Genomic DNA, 22,075 nt, shown 5'->3' on the forward strand with positions numbered 1-22,075 from the left:
ACTACTCTAACTACTCCCAACTGCCCTAACACACCTGCGACGTTTAAAGCTCCTGCACACCTTGCTTTTGGAGTAACTATTTCTCTTGCTTTCGCCTGCGGACTCCGGCGTGCGGCTAACGCTTGTCAGAGCGCTTATTTGGGCCAAATGAGGGGGATTTCAATTCTAACACTTGTTAGCGAGCTTATTGGCATCAAATGGCCTCGTTTCGGGGGCGAAACAGGAAAATAAGCTCTCTCATAAGCGTTACATTTTGAAAATCCCCATTTTGGGCCCAATAGCGTTGCTGGCAAGCGTTAGAGGTTCGTTTCGCCTCAACAGCCATCACCGGAGCCGATCAGATCACAGGAGCCGAGTTTCTCTCACTGCGACTGAGACCCCCGAGCCGCCTCATCCCACGCCATCATGGCGGAGGGGAAGAGCTCGATCGCGCGAGGGAACACGCCGTGAAGGTAGGCGATCAGCACGCCGTAGTTGACGATCGGGACGCCGGCCGCTTCGGCTTCGCCGAGGCGGTGCAGCATGGCGCGGCGGTTGAGCATGCAGGCGCCGCAATGCACGATCAGCGCGTAGCGGGACAGGTTCGGCGGGTAGCTGTAGCCGGAGACGTGCTCGATCTGCAGCTGCTTGCCCGTGGTTTGGCGCAGCCAGCGGGGGATTTTGACGGTGCCGATGTCGTCGGACTGCTGATGGTGCGTGCAGGCTTCCGCGATCAGTACGCGGTCGCCGTCCTGCAGGTTCTCCACGGCCCGCGCGCCTCGGACGAGCTCATTTAGGTCGCCTTTATGGCGGGCGAACAGGATGGAGAACGAGGTCAGCGGCACGTCCCGCGGCGTATCGGCGGCGACCTTAAGGAAGACCTGCGAGTCGGTGATGACGAGCCGCGGCTTCGTCCCGAGCCGATCCAGCGTGGCCCGGAGCTCGTGCTCCTTCGTCACAACGGCGATGGCGTCGCTCTCGAGCAGGTCGCGGATCGTCTGCTGCTGCGGCAGGATCAGCCGGCCTTTGGGCGCGGCTTTGTCGATCGGCACGACCAGCACGACCAGGTCGCCCGGCGCCACGAGGTCGCCGACGAGCCGGAAGCGCTCCTCCTCGTGCGGAAGCGCCGCGACGATGGCCCGCTTCAGCTCCGGCACGCCGCTCCCGTCCAAAGCGCTGAATGCCACGCATTCCAGGCCAAGCTGGGCCTTCACCTCGGCAAGTACAGCCGCCCTCGCGTCCGTATCCAACAGCGCGTCGACTTTATTCACCACGCCTACGACAGGGATCTTCCGTTGCTTCAGTTCGGCCAACAGCTCCCGATAAAAATCATCGGGACCCGCCAACGCATCAATCACCAACAAGGCGAGGTCGGCGCGGTGGATCAGCTCCCGCGTTTTCTGCTTGCGCCGCTCGCCAAGCTCGCCTTCGTCGTCCAGCCCGGCGGTATCAATCAGCACCACTGGTCCCAGCGGCAGCAGTTCCATCGCTTTGTACACCGGGTCGGTGGTCGTCCCCCTCACCGGCGAGACGACGGCAATCTCCTGCCCCGTTAAAGCGTTCACCACGCTGGACTTCCCCACATTCGTCCGGCCGAAGACGGCGATATGCGTCCGCTCCCCGCGCGGCGTTGCGTTCAGACTCATCTAACCATTCCCCCTCTATTCGCCGGGGATGCCCGGCTTCGTGACCTGCAGCGGATTCAGGATGGCGGCAGCGCGTTCGGCGGTCAGCCAGCCGCCGCTCACAGCGACCTGCTCCACCGACAGCCCCTCGCGCCGGGCGATCCCGGCAATCTCGGCGGCCGCCTCGTAGCCGAGATGCGGGACCAGCGCGGCGGCCAGCACGGTGGAACGCCGCAGATGCTCGCGGCATACGCCCTCGTTGACGGCGATGCCGCGAATGCAGCGCTGCTCGAACAGCGGAACGGCCCGCCCCAGAATCTCCAGCGATTCCAGCAGGGAATCGGCGATCAGCGGGCCGTACGCGTTCAGTTCGAGCTGGCCGCCGGCGGCGGCCCAAGTGATCGCGGCATCGTTCGCGATCACCCGCATGGCCGCTTGGCCGGCCATTTCCGCCATGACGGGGTTCACCTTCCCCGGCATGATCGACGAGCCGGCCTGGACGGCGGGCAGCGTGTATTCGCCGATGCCCCCGGCGGGGCCGGACGCCAGCAGCCGCAGGTCGCCGGCGATCTTGAACAACGTCACGGCTGCCGCTTTCAGCAGCCCGGACACCTCGACGAAGACGTCCATATTCTGCGTCCCGTCCATCGGAAATTCGCTGCGCGCCAGGCCCAGCCCGGTCAACTCCTGCAGCGTGTCGGTGACTTGGAAAATGTAAGCACGCGGCGCGTCGAGTCCCGTGCCGATCGCTGTGCCGCCGAGATGAATCTCGCGCAGCCGCTCCTCGGCTTTGTACAGCCGCCACCGGTCGCGGGCGACCGCCTTGGCGTAAGCGCCAAACCCCTGGCCGGCCATCATCGGCAGGGCGTCCATCAGCTGCGTGCGTCCGAGCTTCAGCACATCCGCGAATTCCCGCTCCTTCTCCTGCAGCGCCTCCTGCAGGGAGGCATAAGCGTCGCTGAGCGGGCGCAGCAGCCGGATCGTCGCGATTCGAAGCGCGGTGGGGTACACGTCGTTGGTCGATTGACATCGGTTGACGTGGTCCAACGGATGGACAAGCTGGTAGTCGCCTTTTGTCCCTCCCAGCCGTTCAATCGCTAAATTGGCGATCACCTCGTTGACGTTCATATGCGTGGACGTGCCCGCGCCTCCCTGTAGGGCATCAACCACGAATTGATCGACCAAGGCGCCCTCGGCAATCTTGTCGCACGCCCATTCAATCGCTTCCGCGACCTCAGCCGGGATTAGGCCCAGCTTGCCATTGACCCGCGCCGCCGCTTTCTTGACCACGGCGATCGCTTCGATCAGCCGGGGATGGGCTGGACGCCCGCTGACCGGAAAATTCTCCATCGCCCGCGCCGTATGAATGCCGTAATAGACTTCTGCCGGGATCGCTTTGGGGCCTAGCGCGTCGGTCTCCATGCGATATTTTTGATCGGAATCGGGTTCATTCGGAAATTCTTGACGCATTCGGGTTCGCCTCCGACAAATGTCAATCTCTTCCTTTTCATCGTAGTTGAAAGCGATTTCTCGAGACAGTAAAGAAGATCACGTGAAAGGCCGGAAGGAACTTGTTCTAAAGACGATTTTTCGTCCATAAGCTAGGGATAAGAAGGAGGGGTACATGCCATGGTCGAACCAAATAAAGCCAAGCATCAGGAGCTGCATTTGCTAAATCGCAAGCTGCTGGACATTACGGGGGTCCTCAATGTGGAAAGCTTCGACAGCGAGGAGTTTTTGCTTCAAACCGAACTTGGTGCGATGACGATCCGAGGGCATAATTTACATATCAAAAACCTGAACCTGGAGCAGGGACTGGTCAGCATCGAAGGTACGGTAAACTCGCTTTCGTATTTGGATCCGGGGTCCAATTCGTCCAGTAAGGGCCTGCTCGGCAAGCTGTTCCGATGAATTTGGAGACACAATGGGCGACCCTGCTCTGGATGCTGGCATCCGGGGGGATCATGGGCATCGCCTTTGACAGCTATCGCGTCGTCTCGGGACAGCTCCGGTTTCCCCGCTGGAGTGTCCATGCCCTCGATTTGCTCTACTGGTTGGCTGCCGCCTTATTCGTCTTCCGCACGTTGTATCACAGCAACCAGGGGGAACTAAGGTTCTATGTTTTTTTAGGACTTTTTCTAGGTATTTGGATTTATTTTTTGTTCCTTAGTGTTCTCACCGAGCGTTTTGTGTTAATGTTAATGAGGATAGCTAACAAAATTTATCATTTTATCGTACGAACGATTGAGATTTTCATCATCGCTCCGTTACAATGGCTGGTCAAAATGATCCGTGTTCTGCTCGGATTCGTTTGGATTGTGCTGCTGTTCCTAGGCCGGATCACCTTGTTGCCGATCTGGAAGCTGCTCGTATGGGTGCTTACACCTATATGGACAAGGCTTCGGATTCCGCAGGGGGTGGACAAGATTCGGCGTTGGGCGGCTGTGTGGCGAGAGCGTGTTTTGCGTCTATTACGCTGGTTCTACAAAGAATAAGGCTGGGAGGTGCCCTGGTGCGCGAAGTGTCGACAAATCCGAAACCATCGAACAAAACTTCATCCTCCGGAAACGGATCTGCTTTCGCTAAGCGCAGGCTGCGGATCTGGATGGGATTTATGGTCCTGTTTTTAAGCTGGGCCGGATATACGTTCATTTCTCAAGCCGGGGAGATCGGCAGCAAATCGCTAGAGCTGGCGGAACGGCAAGCCGCCAAGGCAGCCAGTGAGCAGAGCTTGAACCAGCTCAAATATGAGATTGACCGTTTGAATGACCCCGAATACATTGGACAAATTGCCATGAAGAAATATGGTCTGTACAAACCGGGTGAAATCCCTGTCCGGGTATCCGAGTCCGAAGCCGGAAATGACTGACCCCATGCGGGTTGACGGGACATCCGTCTGTTGACCTTGTTTCAGTCATTCGGTATAATCAAATCACCGCAGTCAAGATTTCGAGGCCTGGCTGTATATTTTTAAGGGAGGATCATTTTATTTTATGGCAATTGAAGTGGGCACCAAGTTAGAAGGAAAAGTGACAGGCATCACGCATTTCGGAGCATTTGTGGATCTGTCAGGAGGTGTCACGGGTCTCGTTCATATTTCGGAGATCGCCGACAATTACGTGAAAGACGTTAACGATCATCTGAAGATCGGCGATATGGTTACCGTAAAGGTAATCAATGTCGATAAGGACGGCAAGATCGGACTTTCCATCAAGCAGGCTGTTGACAAACCGGCCGAAGCCAGACCGCCTCGTGCACCGAGAACGGACCGGCCAATCGGCGGAGACCGTCCTGGCGGCGGATTTAACCGGGACCGGGGAGGACGCTCTTTCAAGCCCCCAGCCAGCAAATCCTCATTCGAAGACAAAGTTTCTCGTTTCCTGAAGGACAGCGAGGAGCGCATTTCTTCGTTGAAGAAGAATACGGAAGGCAAACGCGGAGGTCGCGGAGCCAAACGAATGTAATCCCTGAAAACTTAATTAATCAAACCCACCGTAGGCGAATCGCTCGCCTGCGGTTTTTTGTTTTGTTTCGCGCTCCAATCTTCACAAGTTGACTTTTGCCTATGCGATAAAGCATGTTTTGTCGCCTCTGGGCTTTTTGCCGACAGGTTCTTACGGTTTTTTACGAGGAGCGCGTTCAAATGGCCGTTGTTCGCAGAACAAGCCCGTGATTCCCCATGCGAACATAGAAACCCCTGATGCGGCTCATCGCTATGGGGGGCCTGTATTCGCGCGGTGTCGGCGTTCCCTCTCAATTTGTCGGAAATTTCTTTTGCACCGGCTCCGGTATCTGACAAACTTTCCGGTTCTAGCCTCCTATAATGGGACATACCTTACTAATTTGGAAAAGGCGGTGCCAGGATGTTGAATAAGTGGAATGTCACCCTGTTTCCAGGGATGAGAAAGGCGAAGGCATGGGACAAGGGAGCGTTGCGGAATATGCTGCTGGACCAGCCAATCATCCAGCGGGCTGGGCGGCTGTTCGCGGTCAACAAGTGGACCGGACTGCTTCTTGCGATGAGCTTCCTGCTGGGCCGGGCGACGATCTTGGATGAGCTGGCTCCTTTTGCCGTCGCTTTCTTTGCGGTGATTCGATTTATGCGGCGGGATATCGCGTGGTTCGCAGGGGCGGCGATGGTCTGCGGAGCGCTGCTGACGCCGGGTGCGCATCTTCATGCCATGGAAATCGCCGTGGAGCTTTTGATCTTCGCTTTGCTGCAAAAGGGGCTGGAGTCTTTTGAACGGGCAGATCTCTCCTATGCGCCGATTATGGTGTTTACGAGTACGTTCTTCGTTGGGATGTTCGGGGCGGTGATTGGCCCTTCCCTGACTTGGTACGCACTCGCGATGACCGTGATGGATGCACTGCTCAGCTTCGTATTGACGCTTGTCTTCATTCAGGCGGTCCCGGTGTTTACCTACCGGAAGAAGCATTACCAGCTGCGCGGCGAGGAAATTTTATGCCTCGTGATCCTGCTGGCTTCAGTGATGACCGGAACGGTCGGGTGGGAGATTCAAGGGTTATCGGCCGAGCACGTGCTGTCGAGGTACCTGATCCTGCTGTTCGCCTTGGCAGGCGGTGCACCTTTGGGAGCTTCGGTTGGCGTGATCACCGGATTGATCCTCAGCCTTGCAGATACGTCGGCCTTGTATCAAATGAGCTTGCTGGCGTTCTCTGGGATGCTGGCCGGGATGCTTCGGGAAGGGCGCAAATGGGCGGTCGGATTCGGCATGTTGCTCGGTTCGTCCATTCTGTCCATCTATATCGCCGGCCCGGCGGATGTGATGTCCTCCACTTGGGAGAGCTGCACCGCAGTTCTGATCTTCCTGCTGACCCCCAAAAAGATGGTCCAAATTATTGCCAAATACGTACCCGGTACGCAGGAGCATGCCAAAACCCAGCATGAGTACGCCAAACGGGTGCGCGATATTACGGCTGGCCGGGTGGCGCAGTTCTCCCAAGTCTTCAAGCAGCTGGCGCGAAGCTTCGGACAAGTGTCCAGCACCGGGGAAATCGCTAAGCGCGGCGAGGAGATCGACCATTTTATGAATGCGGTGACCCAGGGCGCTTGCGCTACCTGCTTCCGCAAGAATACGTGCTGGGACGGACGATTCTATCAAACGTACAAGCTGATGACAGAAATGATGACCGCGATCGAGGAGAAGCCGGACATTACTGCGGACGAGTTGCCGGCAAGATGGTTGAAGATGTGCGCGAAGACCGACCAGGTGCTGGATATTATGAAACACGAGTACGATCTGTATCAGCATGATCTGCATTGGAAACGGCAAATCTACGACAGCCGCCAGTTGGTGGCCGAACAGCTCTCGGGGGTCTCGCAGGTGATGGAGGATTTGGCCCGAGAGATCCAACGCGAAGGACAAGCCATGTATAAGCAGGAGGAGCAAATCCGCGAAGCGCTGGAGAAAATGGGCTTGTCCATTCATAGCATCGACATTGTGAGTCTGGACCACGGAAACGTAGAGATCGAAATCGTACATGCGTACACCCGCGGTTTCGATGAATGCCGGAAGATTATTGCTCCGCTGCTGTCAGATATCCTCGGAGAGCATATCGCTGTAATGAATGAAGTCCATCATGGAGGAAAAGAAGGCCTGGCGACCGTCACCTTCGGCTCGGCGAAAGCGTTTGAGATTACGACCGGGGTCGCCGGCACCGCCAAAGGCGGAGACATGCTCTCGGGCGACAGCTTCAGTGCCAAGGAGCTGGGCAACGGCACGTTTGCTGTGGCGATCAGCGACGGGATGGGCAACGGGGAGCGGGCGCGGCTGGAGAGCAGTACGGCGCTGAACATCCTCGAACAGCTGTTGCAATCCGGCATGGAGGAGACGCTGGCGATTAAATCGGTGAACTCGATTCTGATGCTGCGTTCGCCCGATGAGGTGTACGCGACGGTGGATATGGCGCTGATTGATCAATATACGGCGCGGACGACGTTTATGAAGATCGGTTCCTCACCTAGCTTCATCAAGCGAGGTCAGGAGGTAATCCCGGTGACGGCCAGCAACCTGCCGATCGGCATCATCCAGGATATCGAGGTCGATCTGGTGTCCGTTCAGCTCTATCCGGGAGATACGCTGATCATGATGACGGACGGTATCTATGATGCGCCGGGCCCCGCGGTCAACAAGGAGCTGTGGATCAAGCGGCTGATCCAGGAGATCCAGGCCGAGGATCCGCAGGAGATTGCCGATTGTCTGCTGGAGTCCGTCATCCGGTATCAGAAGAACGTCATTCACGATGATATGACCGTGGTTGTGGCAAATATCGACCATCTCCAGCCGGAGTGGGCTACGTTGCATATCCCCGGCATCAGCCGACTGGAGCGGCCGCGTACCGTGAGTTAAACAGAGAGCTTGAGGTGAGAACCTCAGGTTCTTTTTTTGGCGGAAAAATCTTGTTTTTCCTGAACTGGGGGAAAGCGCGTTATAATAGGGGGTGAGAAAGGGGAGTGGAATATTGGATTACCGTGTGGAGGTTACCTTTGAACCCCGGTACGAGCTGCTTAGCAGCCTACATACGATGATATGCCGCAAATCACATAAGAAAATCGACCTGAGCCCGGCATGGGTGAAGGATACGTTAAAACAAATTACGCCGGATTTGAGCTCCCTTCTCAGCGAAATGGAAGTGGACAGCGACTGGAAAACCACGTATTTGCTTGCTTACTTGTGCCCGGACGGGGCGTCGCCTGAGGAGTTTCTGGCGTGGCTGGAGAAGAAGACGCCGGGAGATCTGTATGAGCTGATCGCCGAGTACAGTCAGCAATTTCCGAAGGATATGGGGCAATTCCGCTCCCGTACCTTGACCGTGTTGTCCAGCTGGCATGAGCAATATTTCCGTAAGCTGGAGCCGAAAGTGATCGGCGGGCTGCGTTCCGAAGCTCAGGCGCGTACGGCGGAGCTGGCCAACCAAACCGAGTTGTCGGCGTTTATCGAGGAGACGACGAACGGATTAACGTTTATGCCAAAGGAAGGGCTGGAGAAGCTGGTTCTTGTGCCGCACTATCATTTTCAGCCGATGAATATCATTTATCACTTTGGCCGGATCACGCAGTGTCATTATTCGGCGCGATTCTATCTGGACGACGAAACGGATTTTCCTCCCCATGAATACCGGATGCTCCGGGCGCTCGCCGAGCAGAGCCGACTGAAAATTTTGCGTTATTTGAGCGGCGGTCCCCGAACATTTACGGAGATCGTCCGTCACTTGCAGATTTCCAAGGGGATTACGCATGATCATGTGTCCAAGCTTCGCAGCGGCGGCTTTATCCGTGCCCATATCGATGGGGAAACGATATCCGAATACAGCTTGCGTCCGGAAATGCTGGATGTGATGCACCGGAAATTGGTCGATTATATCGTCAACTAAATCAGTGCCAGCCATGGCAGTCATAAGGATTCCGCACCGTGTGAACGGGGGCGGGGTCTTTTTTTGTGGCATAAATATTAAATTCTCTGAATAAAGAAAAATTATTAAGTTCTCTATTTACAGAACCGCATCCCGATCGTATAATAGGAGCGTTAAAACTCTACTTAACTTATCGGAATTAATGTCTATTGTAAGGTTCCACCTGAAAAAAGACAATTCGGAGGGAGAAAATCATGCAAATGAAGAAAAAACGAGTGACTGCGCTTCTGACCTTATTGTTGTCCGGGGCTTTGGTACTGACGGCCTGCGGCGGGGACGGGGGCAACAATACTGCGCAGGGAGCGGATTCGACATCGGCTCAGGCGGGTAATGGCCAAAGCGAGGCTGGTGCGAACAACGCAGGCGCAGAAGCAGGAGGCGCGCTGCAGTTCATTCCGGCCAGCGATATGTCCAAGCTTCCAGCGATAGCCAAAGAGCGCACCGATACGATTATCGTTGGCTTAACCGACCCGAGCGGCGCGTTTACGCCGTACTTCCAGCAGAGCGGATATGACGGCAATGTATCGTCGCTATTGTTTACGCCGCTGGTAACGGTGGATGACAATGGGCTGCCGACCCCGGGCCTCGCCGAAAGCTGGGAGGTTTCCGATGATCAGCTGACGTATACGTACCATCTGCGTAAGGACTTGAAGTTCAGCGACGGTTCGCCAATGACTGCAGACGATGTGGCCTTTACCTGGACGTTGCTGCATGACAAAGCTTACGACGGGGACTCCCAAATCCCAACGCTGCATATCGTTGGCGGTGAAGCTTATAAGGAAGGGAAGGCGGACAGCATTTCCGGCATTACCGTGAAAGATCCGCAGACCATCTCGGTGACGCTGGAGCAGCCAAATGCGACCGCCCTGGTGCTGCTTGGCGGCGATATCCTGTCCAAAGCTTATTACGGCAAGGACTACAAGTTCGGCCAGCTCGATTACATTAAGAAGCTGCACGAGAAGCCGGTCGGCAACGGCCCTTATATCCTGGAGAAGTTCATTCCGGGGCAAGAGGTGCGTTATGTCGCCAACCCTTACTACTATGCGGGTAAGCCAAAAACCGAGAAGTTTATCTATAAAACCTCTGAAGGTGACACATGGCAGTACCTGGAGACAGGTGAAGTGGACTACGCTTCCTTCAGCGCCACGACCGAGAACATCGATAAGCTGAAAAGCATGGGCTTCGTCAATATTTTGCCGTATACCCCAAGCACTTATGGTTATCTGCAATTAAATCTCGAACATGAAGCTTTGAAGGATAAGAAAGTTAGACAGGCGCTGACGTATGGATTGGATCGTCAAAGCATTTACGTGGAAGCGAACCAAGGCGCAGGGCAAGTTGCCAACATTCCAGCTTCGCCAATTTCCTGGGCTTACACGGAAGAAGGCATCAACCAATATGCCTATGATCCGGACAAAGCCAATCAACTGCTGGACGAAGCCGGTTGGGTGAAAGGGGCAGACGGCATCCGTGAGAAGGACGGTCAGAAGCTGACCATCCATTACCTTGGTTCCAAGAACGCCCAAACCGACGTCTTTATTGCTGTAGCGACGGAGAACTTCGCTGAAATCGGCGTAAACTTCCAGCCGGAGGTGTTCGCGGACTTTAACGCGCTGGTCTCCAAGGTCGAAGGCGGCGACTACGATATGGCTTCCTTCTCTACTCCAATGCTTGCTGACCCGTCCGACGGCGTACTGCAATTCGTGGATGGAGAGATCAAAGGTTATGACAACCCGAAGGTCAAAGAGTTGTATGACAAAGCACTGAGCACCAGCGACATCGAACAACGTAAAGCCACTTATAAGGAGCTGTTCCAGCTGCTGAACGACGAATTGCCGATTATCTTCACGAACTACAAGAAGACGGTATATGCCTATAACGGCCGCATTCAAAACCTGACGGTCAGTCCGTTTACCGGCCTGTCCTCCAGCTTGCCAAACTGGACGTTGGAATAGAATCTGAATCTTTGAAAAATCAGCCGCTCCCCTCGTGTGCCCTGCATGCGAGGGGATGGCTTGTCTAAGGAGTGCGACGCGATGAGCGCCTATATCACCAAACGATTGATTTATATGGCGGCGATTTTGCTGGCGGCCTCGCTGCTGATCTTTTGCCTGTACGCGCTGACGCCCGGCGACTTCATCAGCGGGAACATCAAGCTGACGCCGGAGCGCAAGGCCGAGCTGCGGGAGATCTACGGCTTGAACAAGCCGGTGCTGGAACGGTACTTCATATGGATGAAGAATGCTTTTCACGGCGACTTTGGCTATTCGTTAGCCCAGCAGAAGCCGGTGCTGGCGTTGTTTAACGACTATATCTGGAACTCGTTCCTGCTGGCGGCGGTATCGACGTTCTTTACCTGGTTTATTGCCGTGATCGTTGGCGTCATCTCGGCTTACAAGCAGTATTCCTGGTTCGATACACTTGTGCTGGTGCTGATCTTTGCTGCGATGTCGCTGCCGTCTTTTTTTATCGGACTATTCCTGATCAAGATTCTCGCGGTCGATTTGAAATGGCTGCCGCCGGGCGGGATGATCACAACGGGGAGCAGTGCCACTGGATTTGCTTACGTAAAAGAGGTTATTCACCATATGACCCTGCCGGTGATCGTAATGACCATTTTGGGCGTCGGTTCGCTGACCCGTTACTTCCGGACCAACATGATCGACGTGATTAAGCAGGATTATATCCGAACGGCTCGCGCCAAAGGGTTGAAGGAAAGCAAGGTGCTGTACCGCCATGCGCTGCGAAACGCGTTGCTTCCGGCGATTACGCTGGTGGGCTTTGAGCTGCCTGCGTTGTTTGGCGGTTCGTTGATCATTGAGAAAATCTTTAACTGGCCGGGGATTGGGCAGTTGTATATGTCCTCTTTTTCTGTTCGGGATTATCCGTTATTGATGGGATTTACGATGCTGATTGCGATCTTGACTGTGATCGGGACGTTGTTATCGGACTTGCTGTACCATATCGCCGACCCGCGTGTCCGGTTGTAATAGGGGGTTAAGCAACCATGAACTCAATTCCAGAACATCTATCGAAGCCGGGCCAAGAGGCTGCCCGTACCGCCGTGTCCAAGAAGCCGTCGCTGTGGCGCCAGTCGCTGCGCCGGCTGCTTCGCAATAAACTGGCCATGTCGGGGCTCGTTGTTGTTGTTTTTATGTTTCTTGCCTGCTTCTTGGGTCCGCTGTTCTCGCCGTATGCGGATAACAAAATTCAGATGTCGATGATGAACAAGCCGCCGAGCTGGCAGCATTGGCTGGGGACCGATAAGCTGGGCCGGGACGTATTAACCCGGGTTCTGCAGGCCGGACGCATTTCGCTGACCGTTGGCTTGGCATCCATGGTGTTGTCCGTCTTCTTGGGCACGCTGCTTGGCGCGATTGCCGGGTATTATCGCGGGATTGTGGACCAAATCATCATGCGGCTTGCCGACTTGCTGTTAACAATTCCTGGTCTACCGCTGCTGTTCATTGCCGGGGCGCTGCTATCGGAGTGGAAGGTGCCGACCGACTACCGCATGTACATCGTGATGATCATGCTCAGTCTGGTGAACTGGCCGGGGCTGGCGCGGATGATCCGCGGGCAGATGCTGAGCCTGCGGGAGCGCGAGTTCATGCAGGCGGCGGAGGTGCTGGGGCTTCGCGACCGGCGCAAGCTGGTCCATCACCTGCTGCCGAATCTCGTGCCGCTGATTATCGTGATTGCCACCCTGAACATCGGCGGGGCGATTCTTAGCGAGTCGGTGCTCAGCTTCTTTGGGCTGGGCGTGATGCCGCCGACGCCGACCTGGGGCAATATGATCGACGCTGCGAACAATTTGATCGACTTCCAGCAGCATCCTTGGCTGTGGATTCCGCCAGGGCTGTCTATTTTTGCCACCGTCATTGCTATCAATTTGTTTGGCGACGGTCTGCGGGACGTGCTGGATCCGAAAATGAACAGGTAGGTGAAGAAGCTTATGTCAACTTTGCTGGAGATAGACCAGCTAAGCACGCATTTTCATACCGAAGAAGGACGTATCAAGGCGGTTGATGAAGTCAGCCTGCGGATCAAGCCGGGGGAAACCGTGTGTATCGTCGGAGAGTCGGGCTGCGGCAAAAGCGTGACGGCGATGTCGATCATGGGGTTGCTGCAAAGCGGACCCGAGGTGGAGATCGGCGGGCGAATCCAATTTGGAGATACCGATCTGTTGTCTTTAGATAAACATCATCTTCGCGCCATTCGCGGGCATGAAATCGCGATGATTTTTCAGGAGCCGATGTCTTCGCTGAACCCGGTGCTGACGATCGGAGAGCAGTTGATCGAGCCGATGGTGCTTCACTTGAAGCTGAGCAAGAAGGAAGCTCGCAAGCGTGCCATAGAATTGATTGAGCAGGTCGGGATCTCCCGGCCGGAGCAGATTATGAAGAGTTACCCGCATGAACTGAGCGGCGGGATGCTGCAGCGGATCATGATCGCGATCGCCATCTCCTGCCGGCCGAAGCTGCTGATCGCGGACGAGCCGACGACGGCGCTCGACGTGACGATTCAAGCGCAAATCCTCGATATGCTGCGGCAAATTAAGGCGGAATCGGACATGTCGATTCTGCTGATCACCCATGATCTTGGCGTCGTCGCGGAAATGGCCGATTACGTGGTCGTGATGTATGCTGGCAAAGTGGTTGAGGAAGGGGAAGTGACCGCGCTGTTCGAATCGCCGAAGCACCCTTACACGCAAGGGTTGTTGAAGTCGAAGCCGGTGCTCGGACAGCGTCAGGATGAGCTGTTTTCCATTCCGGGCCAAGTGCCAAATTTGCTGGAATTGCAGCCTTCTTGTTATTTTCAGGACCGCTGCGCGCACTGCATGGACATTTGCCGCACGAAGGAGCCGGCATTGAAATCGCTTGGAGGCGGCCAGAAAGCCGCTTGCTGGTTGTATGAGGAGGAGAAACGCCATGGGTGAGCCGCTGCTGACAGTACGGCATTTGAAAAAGTATTTTCCGATTAAGACAGGGCTCCTGCAGCGGACAACCGGACAGGTGAAGGCCGTGGACGACATCAGCTTCACCATTCAGCCCGGGGAAACCTTCGGCCTGGTGGGTGAATCCGGCAGCGGGAAGAGTACGGTCGGCCGCAGCATCGTTCGTTTGACAGAGAAGACGGACGGCGACATTCTGTTTAAAGGCACAGATCTTTACTCGCTAGCGGATGAAGAGCTGCGCCGGTTGAGACCGAAGCTGCAGATGATTTTCCAGGACCCCTACGGTTCCTTGAATCCCCGGATTCGGGTTGGCGACGCAATCGGCGAAGCTTTGCTCGACCACGGGTTGCTGCCGAAGGCGGAGATCCGCGACCGGGTGCTGGAGGTGCTGGCTTCCTGCGGGCTGTCCTCATATCATATCGATCGTTATCCGCACGAGTTCTCCGGCGGGCAACGCCAACGGATCGGAATCGCTCGCGCGCTGATTCTGAACCCCGAACTGATGATTGCCGATGAACCGGTGTCTGCGCTGGACGTATCGATCCAAGCGCAAATCATCAACCTGTTCCGTAAACTGCAGGAGACTCGCGGATTAACGTATTTGTTTATCTCGCATGACTTGAGCGTCGTGGAGCATCTGTGCACGCAGGTTGGGGTGATGTATTTGGGCGGAATGGTTGAAATGGCCTCGCGGGATGAGTTGTTCCGCCATCCGTTGCATCCCTATACTAAGGCGCTTCTGTCTGCCGTGCCGCTGCCAATCCCGCGCATGAAGCGGGAGCGGATTATTTTGAAGGGCGATATTCCGAGTCCGGCGAACCCGCCTTCCGGCTGCAAATTCCATACCAGATGCCCGTTTGCTACGGCAGAGTGCAAGCAGCGGGTGCCGGAATTCCGCGACATGGGCGGAGGGCATTTTGTGGCGTGCCATTTGGTATAGTTTGAGATAGACTAGTATGAGTTAGTTATATGGGTAGGGAGGTCATACTTTTGACAGCACCAAAAGCCAGCTTGCCGCAGCTCTATGCGCTGCGATTGGAGATGATTCGGGCGAAGGGCATCCAAGGCGCGGAGCTCGTGGAGCTGCTGGAGCGCAAGGATGCCGCTGAATTGCAGCAGCGAGTTAATCCGGAGCTGCAGTGGGACGGATTTGTGGAATACCTCCAGGAGCATTTGGATGAGGTCAAGCAAGCTCTATCGGAAGGCTACCGGTTTAAGTTCATGACAGTGGGCGGACTGCGGAGCTTGCTGGAGATCAAATTCGGGCTGCGGGCGGAGCAGGATTATGTTTTTGACAACAACCGCTTTGCCGGCGTAAGGCTACATCGGGAAGACTATCAACAACTCAGAGCCCTGGCTCCTGACTATTGGGAGATCCTGATGGATAAGGAGGACCCGGATACGGGGATTCTCGAAATGCGCATTGTGCATAAATATGCAGATAATTCTGGATTCTATCGAACTTAAGGCGACTGTCTTAGGTTCCTTTCTTTTTTATAAGGAAGTGATGGCCTCGGGCCGGGTCTTTCTTCGCGCAGCTGGTTTGAATTCTATCCTAGCTGGAAATGATAGATACGAGAATGTTGAACTCTATCTATTTGAAAGGCGGGATGATGAGATGAAACAGATTATGCTGATTACGGACGGGTGTTCCAATGTCGGAGAAAGTCCGGTGATGGCTGCGGCGCTGGCAAGGCAGGAAGGAATCACCGTAAATGTGGTGGGGATTGTCGATTACGGTACGATTGGCGAGCTGGGGAGTCTGGAGATCGCTGAAATCGCCAAGGCCGGCGGCGGGATGAGCCGGATTGTCGGAACCGAGAACCTGGCGCAGACGATGCAGATGATGACGCGAAAAACGGTCGTCCAGACGATTCAACAGGCGGTTCATAAAGAGATCCGGCAGATCCTAGGCGATCAGACGGTTAGTGACTTGCCGCCAGAGCAGCGCTCGCAGGTCGTCGAGGTGATCGACGAGCTGAGCGAGAACAGCTCGCTGCAGGTGGCGCTTCTCATTGATGCCAGCGCCAGCATGAAGCCGAAGCTCCGGGCCGTGGAGGAAGCGATTCGGGATATGATGCTGAGCTTGAGCTCGCGGAAAGGGGAGAGCCAGCTGGCCGTCTTCCATTTTCCCGGCTCGCACAGCGGAGAGGATGCCGTCCTGGATGTGGACTGGACCAGCGATCTGGGGTCTGCCCGTTCCATCTTCCAACGCCTCGTCATGAGAGGGGCAACGCCAACCGGACCTGCGCTTCTGAAGGTGATGGATTTTATGCGATATGGTACACTGAATGAACATGGTAAGTCTTGGCGTGAGAAGACGGAGGGACAAGATGGAATCCTCGGCGACTACGTCGTCTAAAATTCCCCTGCCGCAGGGAACACGGATTATCGGACGCTGGAACGGCGGTCGGTATGTGATCCAGCGTTTGCTCGGGCAAGGGGCTAACGGCGTTGTATTCCTGGTGAAACGGGAGAAAAACGGAAAATTATACGCTCTGAAGCTGGGCTTCGATACGCTGGATATTCAATCGGAAATCAATGTGCTGAAAGCGCTGCAGCGTCAAGGCCGGCGACGGGGTGCGGGGGAACGGGATCTCAATTACCTGGTGGAGGTGGACGACTTCACTTACCAGGGGAGGGAGATTCCTTTCTACGTTATGCGCTATGTGCAAGGGGAGCCGCTGCGCGCCTTTTTGGCCCGGCGGGGGCCGCGCTGGCTGGACGTGGCTGGCCTTCAGCTGCTGCAACAGCTCGGACGGCTGCACCATTCCGGCTGGGTGTTTGGTGACCTTAAGCCGGAGAACGTGCTCGTAGGGGCTTATGGCGAAGTCGAGCTGATCGATTACGGCGGAGTAACAAGTGAAGGGCACAGCGTAAAGCAGTTTACGGAGTGGTACGACCGCGGTTTCTGGGGGGCGGGAAGCCGTACAGCGGATCCCGCGTATGACTGGTTCTCCTTCGCGGTTGTCTGCATTCATTTGCTTGCTGAGAGTGCGTTAAAGAAAGCGGCGACTCAGTTGCCGCAAACGCGCAGCCGCAGCGATCTTATCGCCATCGTCGACGGGTATGAGACGTTGGCGCCGTACCGCGCCTGGCTGAAGCGGGCTCTCCATGGGGAGTTCCGGGATACGGCGGAAGCGTGCCGGTTGTGGAAGGAGATGGTCACCCGCCGTTTCACTCCGCGGCGCCGGACGCGGTCTGCGACCCCGGGATGGATCGTCGGGGCGTTTGCGGTATCGCTGACGTTGCTTGCCTGTGCGCTTTATTTGACTTTTAGGTTTTAGGCGGTGGGCTTCCGAAGCTAACGGACACCAGAGACGCTATTCGCTTGCGATTGGACTTCCTCCGATTCTAACGGACTGAGGAGACCTTATTTCGGATAACAGCGGCAATCTGGTCCATTAAAAGGCCACTTAAGGTCACTGGGGTCCGTTAGATTGGGAAATTGCCGGGAAATGGGCAAATAGAGTCCTTCCAGTCCGTTACGTTTACGAACTCATTTTTGAGGGAAGGGAGAGGGGGTATCCGATGAAAGAAACCACACTGTACCGATTAACGGAGCAGGTTCGCCGTTTTGGCAGGCAGGAACAGTTATGGTTGCCCGGAGATGTTATCGTTGTGGCGGTGTCCGGCGGGGTCGATTCTACGGTGCTGCTGCATATAATGAAGGAAATCGCCGGGGACAAGGCGCTGGGACTCCAACTGATCTGCGCGCACCTGCATCACGGCTTACGCGGCGACGAGGCGGATCGGGATGCGGAATTTGTCCGTGAGCTCGCCGAGCGGCTTGGTATCCCCTTTGAATTGGGGTACGCGGATGTGCGTGCTTATATGAAGGAAACGGGGCAAAGCCTGGAGCTGGCGGCTCGGGAGAAGCGGTACGAATATTTGCATCAGGTGGCCGAGCGTTATGGGGCATCGTCCATCGCGCTTGCCCATCATGCCGATGACCAGGCCGAGACGGTGCTGATGCGGCTGCTGCGGGGAAGCGGGCCCTCCGGATTAGCCGGAATGCGACCCAAACGCCGCGAAAAAAATGTGGAACTTATCCGCCCCTTGCTCCGTATATACAAGACGGATTTGCTCCAGGCGTGCCGCGAATCCGGGCTGGCTTACGTCGAAGACAGCAGCAACCTGGATAAAGAGATGACGCGAAATTCGATTCGGCTGGATGTGTTGCCATTTTTAGGGCAATATAATGGTCAGTTGCCGGAATCGCTGAACCGGTTGGCGGTGCTGACTGCAGCAGAAGACGATTACCTGCATCAGGAAGCGATGAGGTTGTACGCTGAGCTTGTGCGGACGGAGGACGGGATTCTCTCGTTTGAAGCCCCTCTTTTCTCCGGTTTACATGTTGCTTTACAACGGAGGTTGATTAAACTAATATTAAATTATCTGCCTTTAAGTACGGAGGATCGCGATTTTGTCAAGGTCGAGGCAATTCGTCAAGGGACGATTCAAGATCGGCCCACGACGTGGAGCTTAGATCTCGGCGGCGGCGTCAAGTGCGTACGCGAATATGACAGGATACGCTTTATCCCCCCGGCAGTAGAAAGTCGGATTCCTCATTATACATATTTGGTGGAACAATTTCCGGCAGAGGTGCCGATCGAGGGCCTGAGCCAGAGCTTGCGAATCACGCGGTATGGCGCCGGCAGGGAGCTTCACGTTAAGGCAGAAGGAAATAACGAAGCGAAATTTGATGCGGATGAGCTGGTCTATCCGCTTACCGTGCGTTCCCGATTACCGGGAGACGTGATGAAAGTTATGGGATTAAACGGCAGCAAAAAGGTAAAAGATATTTTCATCGATGCGAAAATACCGCCATCCCTCCGCTCCCGCATCCCGATGGTCACGGATGCCGCAGGCCGGATCCTGTGGATTCCCGGCGTTCGCCGTTCCGCAGTTGCTGCGGTGAACCCGCGCACGACCACTGTTGTGCATATGGTTCTAACGCCGCGTCCAGATCCGGGGCGCACACCTTGAGGATTAGCGAAAGATCGGCATTCATAGAATAACGTAGGAGGTTCACTCATTTTGCTAAACGATATCCAGGAAATTTTGATTACGCGGGAACAAATTCAAGAGAAGGTTGCTGAGTTGGGCAAACAGCTGAGTGCGGAATACGAAGGGCGTAACCCGCTCGTGATCTGTATCTTGAAAGGCGCTTTTATTTTTATGGCCGATCTGGTGAAGGAAATTACGGTACCGATCGAGCTCGACTTTATGGCTGTCTCCAGTTATGGAGCGGGAACCCGTTCTTCCGGGGAAGTGAAGATCATCAAGGATTTGGATACCTCCGTGGAAGGCCGCGATATCTTGATCGTGGAGGACATTATCGATAGCGGGCTGACGCTCAGCTATTTGATTGATGTGCTTGAACGGCGCAAGGTCAAATCGGTTAAAATCGTTACGCTGTTTGACAAACCGGCGCGGCGTACGGTGGATTTGCAAGCGGACCTGTCAGGGTTCGTTCTTCCGGACGCTTTCGTTGTCGGATACGGTCTGGATTATGCCGAGAAATACCGTAACCTCCCATTCATCGGAGTTCTGAAGCCGGAGATTTACACCAGTTGATTTCGTCGTCCGCTTGGACGAAGGACCACCCTTGCCGGAATTTTGAAATGGCGAGATTGGCTATGGTAAAATAACTTAAGGTCTTGAGAGGAGGTAGGGGATGAATCGGTTCATCCGGAATTCTGGTTTTTATTTAATACTTTTCTTAGTCGTGGTGGGCATCGTCCAATTCCTCAATGGCGGACAAGAAGCAACCGTCACCCCTAAGTATTCGGACTTACGTCAGGAACTGAAGGATAATAATGTTGCTGATCTAACCGTTAAATTTGACGGTTACGCTTATCTGGTAACCGGTAAGTATAAGGAACCTGTCGGAAACGACAAGACGAAGAATTTCTCTTTGTATGTGCCTTTTGACGAGAATGTCGTTAAAGAGATCATCGCATACAGCGAACAGAACGGTTTTAGTTTAGAATGGAAGAAGATGGAGGGCGAAAGCATCTGGCTCACCTTCCTAACTTCGATCGTTCCGCTGGCGATCATGTTCATTCTGTTCTTCTTCTTGTTTAATCAAGCGCAGGGCGGCGGCGGCAAAGTGATGAACTTCGGCAAGAGCCGGGCGCGCCTCTATAATGAAGAGAAGAAGAAAGTTACGTTTGAGGATGTCGCAGGTGCCGATGAAGAGAAGCAGGAGCTTGTCGAAGTCGTTGAGTTTCTGAAAGATCCGCGGAAGTTCTCGGCCGTGGGGGCAAGAATTCCGAAAGGCGTTCTGCTTGTAGGCCCTCCGGGTACCGGTAAAACCTTGCTTGCCCGCGCTGTTGCCGGTGAAGCAGGGGTTCCGTTCTTCAGCATTTCAGGTTCTGACTTCGTGGAAATGTTCGTTGGGGTCGGCGCTTCCCGCGTGCGGGATTTGTTCGAGAACGCGAAGAAGAATGCGCCTTGTATCATCTTTATCGATGAAATTGACGCCGTAGGTCGTCAGCGGGGCGCTGGACTTGGCGGCGGTCATGATGAACGCGAACAAACGCTTAACCAATTGCTCGTAGAAATGGACGGCTTCAGCGGCAACGAGGGCATTATCATCATCGCTGCGACGAACCGTGCAGATATTCTGGACCCAGCCTTGCTGCGTCCGGGACGTTTTGACCGTCAAATCACGGTGGACCGTCCGGATGTGAAGGGCCGCGAAGCGGTCTTGAAAGTGCATGCGCGCAACAAGCCGCTGACTAAAGACGTCAAGTTGGACGTGATCGCGAAGCGTACGACGGGCTTTACCGGCGCTGACCTGGAGAACCTGCTGAACGAAGCGGCCCTCCTGGCAGCACGGCGGAACCGCAAAGATATTTCCATGACGGAAGTAGACGAAGCGATCGACCGCGTTATTGTCGGTACTGAGAAACGCAGCCGCGTTATCAGCGACCGCGAGAAGCGCATCGTGGCTTACCACGAAGCGGGCCATACGATTGTGGGTTACTTCTTGGAGCATGCCGACATGGTGCACAAGGTAACGATCATTCCACGCGGCCGCGCCGGCGGGTATGTCATTATGTTACCGAAGGAAGACCGTATGCTGGCCACGAAGAACGAGCTGCTGGATCGGGTAACCGGTCTGCTTGGCGGCCGCGTATCCGAGGAGCTGTTTATCGGCGAGATCGGAACCGGCGCATACAGCGACTTCCAGCAAGCGACCAACATCGTGCGCAGCATGATCATTGAATACGGGATGAGCGAGAAGCTCGGTCCGATGCAGTTCGGCACATCGCAAGGCCAAGTGTTCCTGGGCCGCGATATCGGGCACGAGCAGAACTACAGTGATCAAATCGCTTACGAGATCGATCAGGAAATGCAGCGGTTCATCAACGAATGTTATGAACGTTGTAAGCAGCTGCTGACCGAGCACGCCAAGGAAGTTCACCTCATTGCGGAAACGCTGCTTGAAGTGGAAACCTTGGAGCTCGAGCAAATCAAGTCGCTGATCGAAACCGGTACGCTGGACGGCTTGAAGAAAGACGGCCAAGATGGCGGCAGCGGTTCCTCCGAGCCGGGTGAGCCGTCGATCGACAGCGTGGGTGACGTTCGCGTTCGCATTCAAGGCAAAACCGAGGATTCGGCGCCTGCTGCTCCGGTCGGGGATATCCCAAATGACGTTCCGGGCGGCACCGCCAGCGATCGGACGAACGATCCGGTTGTTGACGCACCGCAAGGTACCGTCAGCGATACGCCTGGTCAAGCCGATTCGGCGGACGAAGGCAAGGATCCAAACAATGGTGGCAGCACGCCAACCGTGTAACCATACCAGCAAAGACCTAATCCGGGAAACCTCAAGTTTCCCGGATTTTTTTTAGATATCAGAAAGTATAAACTTCGGGGGATCGGCATCCTGATATCGCAAGAAAAACTTTCCGCTAAACGCGGTCTGGCTACATTGAATGTACGTCGATAGACGTTTTTCTTACGTTCAGATGTATGCGAAAAATCGAATACAGTTTGGCGGATCTGGTGATTTTAACGGAATCTATATGAAATTTCGTATATATTTGCACCATAAGCTGAGGTATAC

Annotated in this window: 19 protein-coding genes; 17 read left to right on the forward strand and 2 right to left on the reverse strand. The window is 55.1% G+C overall.

Translation table 11 applies throughout. The features are described from left to right. Positions 1–362: 362 nt before the first annotated feature. Together hydF and M3G15_RS18985 are read right to left on the reverse strand one after the other, a co-directional pair. Positions 363–1,625: a [FeFe] hydrogenase H-cluster maturation GTPase HydF gene (gene hydF / locus M3G15_RS18980; protein WP_009226330.1), complete on the reverse strand. Its 1,263-nt coding sequence runs from the start codon at positions 1,623–1,625 to the stop codon at positions 363–365. 15 nt (positions 1,626–1,640) lie between these two features. After that, a complete protein-coding gene (locus M3G15_RS18985) occupies positions 1,641–3,074 on the reverse strand; it encodes an aspartate ammonia-lyase (RefSeq protein ID WP_260071764.1) in 1,434 nt (477 codons plus the stop codon). A 159-nt stretch (positions 3,075–3,233) separates the two neighbouring features. Here M3G15_RS18985 and yabP point away from each other — a divergent pair, with 159 nt between their 5' ends. From yabP to ftsH, 17 genes are all read left to right on the forward strand, one after another. Further along, positions 3,234–3,515, forward strand: a complete 282-nt coding sequence (yabP, locus tag M3G15_RS18990) for a sporulation protein YabP (protein ID WP_009226328.1) — start codon at positions 3,234–3,236, stop codon at positions 3,513–3,515. Then, positions 3,512–4,099: a spore cortex biosynthesis protein YabQ gene (gene yabQ, locus M3G15_RS18995; RefSeq protein WP_260071765.1), complete on the forward strand. Its 588-nt coding sequence runs from the start codon at positions 3,512–3,514 to the stop codon at positions 4,097–4,099. The genes yabP and yabQ overlap by 4 nt, the downstream gene beginning before the upstream one ends. A gap of 17 nt (positions 4,100–4,116) precedes the next feature. Further along, entirely contained in the window at positions 4,117–4,473 is a 357-nt protein-coding gene (locus M3G15_RS19000; RefSeq protein ID WP_260071766.1) for an FtsB family cell division protein, read from the forward strand. Between the two features lie 124 nt (positions 4,474–4,597). Continuing rightward, positions 4,598–5,068, forward strand: coding sequence for a S1 domain-containing RNA-binding protein (locus M3G15_RS19005; RefSeq protein WP_009226325.1), 471 nt, complete (start codon positions 4,598–4,600; stop codon positions 5,066–5,068). Positions 5,069–5,467: 399 nt separating this feature from the next. Beyond that, positions 5,468–7,975: a stage II sporulation protein E gene (gene spoIIE / locus M3G15_RS19010; RefSeq protein ID WP_260071767.1), complete on the forward strand. Its 2,508-nt coding sequence runs from the start codon at positions 5,468–5,470 to the stop codon at positions 7,973–7,975. Positions 7,976–8,087: 112 nt separating this feature from the next. Beyond that, positions 8,088–8,999: an ArsR/SmtB family transcription factor gene (locus tag M3G15_RS19015; protein WP_036646159.1), complete on the forward strand. Its 912-nt coding sequence runs from the start codon at positions 8,088–8,090 to the stop codon at positions 8,997–8,999. A gap of 239 nt (positions 9,000–9,238) precedes the next feature. Next, positions 9,239–10,993, forward strand: coding sequence for an ABC transporter substrate-binding protein (locus M3G15_RS19020; RefSeq protein ID WP_260071768.1), 1,755 nt, complete (start codon positions 9,239–9,241; stop codon positions 10,991–10,993). An 81-nt stretch (positions 10,994–11,074) separates the two neighbouring features. Beyond that, on the forward strand, positions 11,075–12,028 hold the full coding sequence (locus M3G15_RS19025) for an ABC transporter permease (protein WP_009226321.1): 954 nt from the start codon (positions 11,075–11,077) through the stop codon (positions 12,026–12,028). Positions 12,029–12,045: 17 nt separating this feature from the next. Continuing rightward, a complete protein-coding gene (opp4C, locus tag M3G15_RS19030; protein WP_009226320.1) occupies positions 12,046–12,981 on the forward strand; it encodes an oligopeptide ABC transporter permease in 936 nt (311 codons plus the stop codon). Between the two features lie 12 nt (positions 12,982–12,993). Next, positions 12,994–13,977 carry an ABC transporter ATP-binding protein gene (locus M3G15_RS19035; RefSeq protein WP_009226319.1) on the forward strand — a complete coding sequence of 328 codons (984 nt, stop codon included), beginning with the start codon at positions 12,994–12,996 and terminating at the stop codon, positions 13,975–13,977. Beyond that, positions 13,970–14,935, forward strand: coding sequence for an ABC transporter ATP-binding protein (locus tag M3G15_RS19040; protein ID WP_260071769.1), 966 nt, complete (start codon positions 13,970–13,972; stop codon positions 14,933–14,935). Before M3G15_RS19035 ends, M3G15_RS19040 begins: the two co-directional genes overlap by 8 nt. Positions 14,936–14,985: 50 nt before the next feature. Then, positions 14,986–15,462, forward strand: a complete 477-nt coding sequence (locus M3G15_RS19045; RefSeq protein WP_260071770.1) for a hypothetical protein — start codon at positions 14,986–14,988, stop codon at positions 15,460–15,462. Between the two features lie 151 nt (positions 15,463–15,613). Continuing rightward, complete coding sequence (locus M3G15_RS19050; protein ID WP_260071771.1) at positions 15,614–16,357, forward strand: VWA domain-containing protein; 744 nt, start codon at positions 15,614–15,616, stop codon at positions 16,355–16,357. After that, positions 16,329–17,282, forward strand: coding sequence for a serine/threonine protein kinase (locus tag M3G15_RS19055; protein WP_260071772.1), 954 nt, complete (start codon positions 16,329–16,331; stop codon positions 17,280–17,282). Before M3G15_RS19050 ends, M3G15_RS19055 begins: the two co-directional genes overlap by 29 nt. Before the next feature lie 244 nt (positions 17,283–17,526). Then, on the forward strand, positions 17,527–18,984 hold the full coding sequence (tilS, locus tag M3G15_RS19060; protein WP_009226314.1) for a tRNA lysidine(34) synthetase TilS: 1,458 nt from the start codon (positions 17,527–17,529) through the stop codon (positions 18,982–18,984). 51 nt (positions 18,985–19,035) lie between these two features. Then, complete coding sequence (gene hpt / locus M3G15_RS19065; RefSeq protein WP_009226313.1) at positions 19,036–19,575, forward strand: hypoxanthine phosphoribosyltransferase; 540 nt, start codon at positions 19,036–19,038, stop codon at positions 19,573–19,575. Positions 19,576–19,675: 100 nt separating this feature from the next. After that, positions 19,676–21,805 (forward strand): ATP-dependent zinc metalloprotease FtsH, encoded by a 2,130-nt coding sequence (gene ftsH / locus M3G15_RS19070; protein ID WP_260071773.1) that lies wholly within the window; start codon positions 19,676–19,678, stop codon positions 21,803–21,805. Positions 21,806–22,075 lie beyond the last annotated feature (270 nt).

This window comes from Paenibacillus sp. p3-SID1389 (assembly GCF_025151705.1).
GTDB classification, from domain to species: domain Bacteria; phylum Bacillota; class Bacilli; order Paenibacillales; family Paenibacillaceae; genus Fontibacillus; species Fontibacillus phoenicis.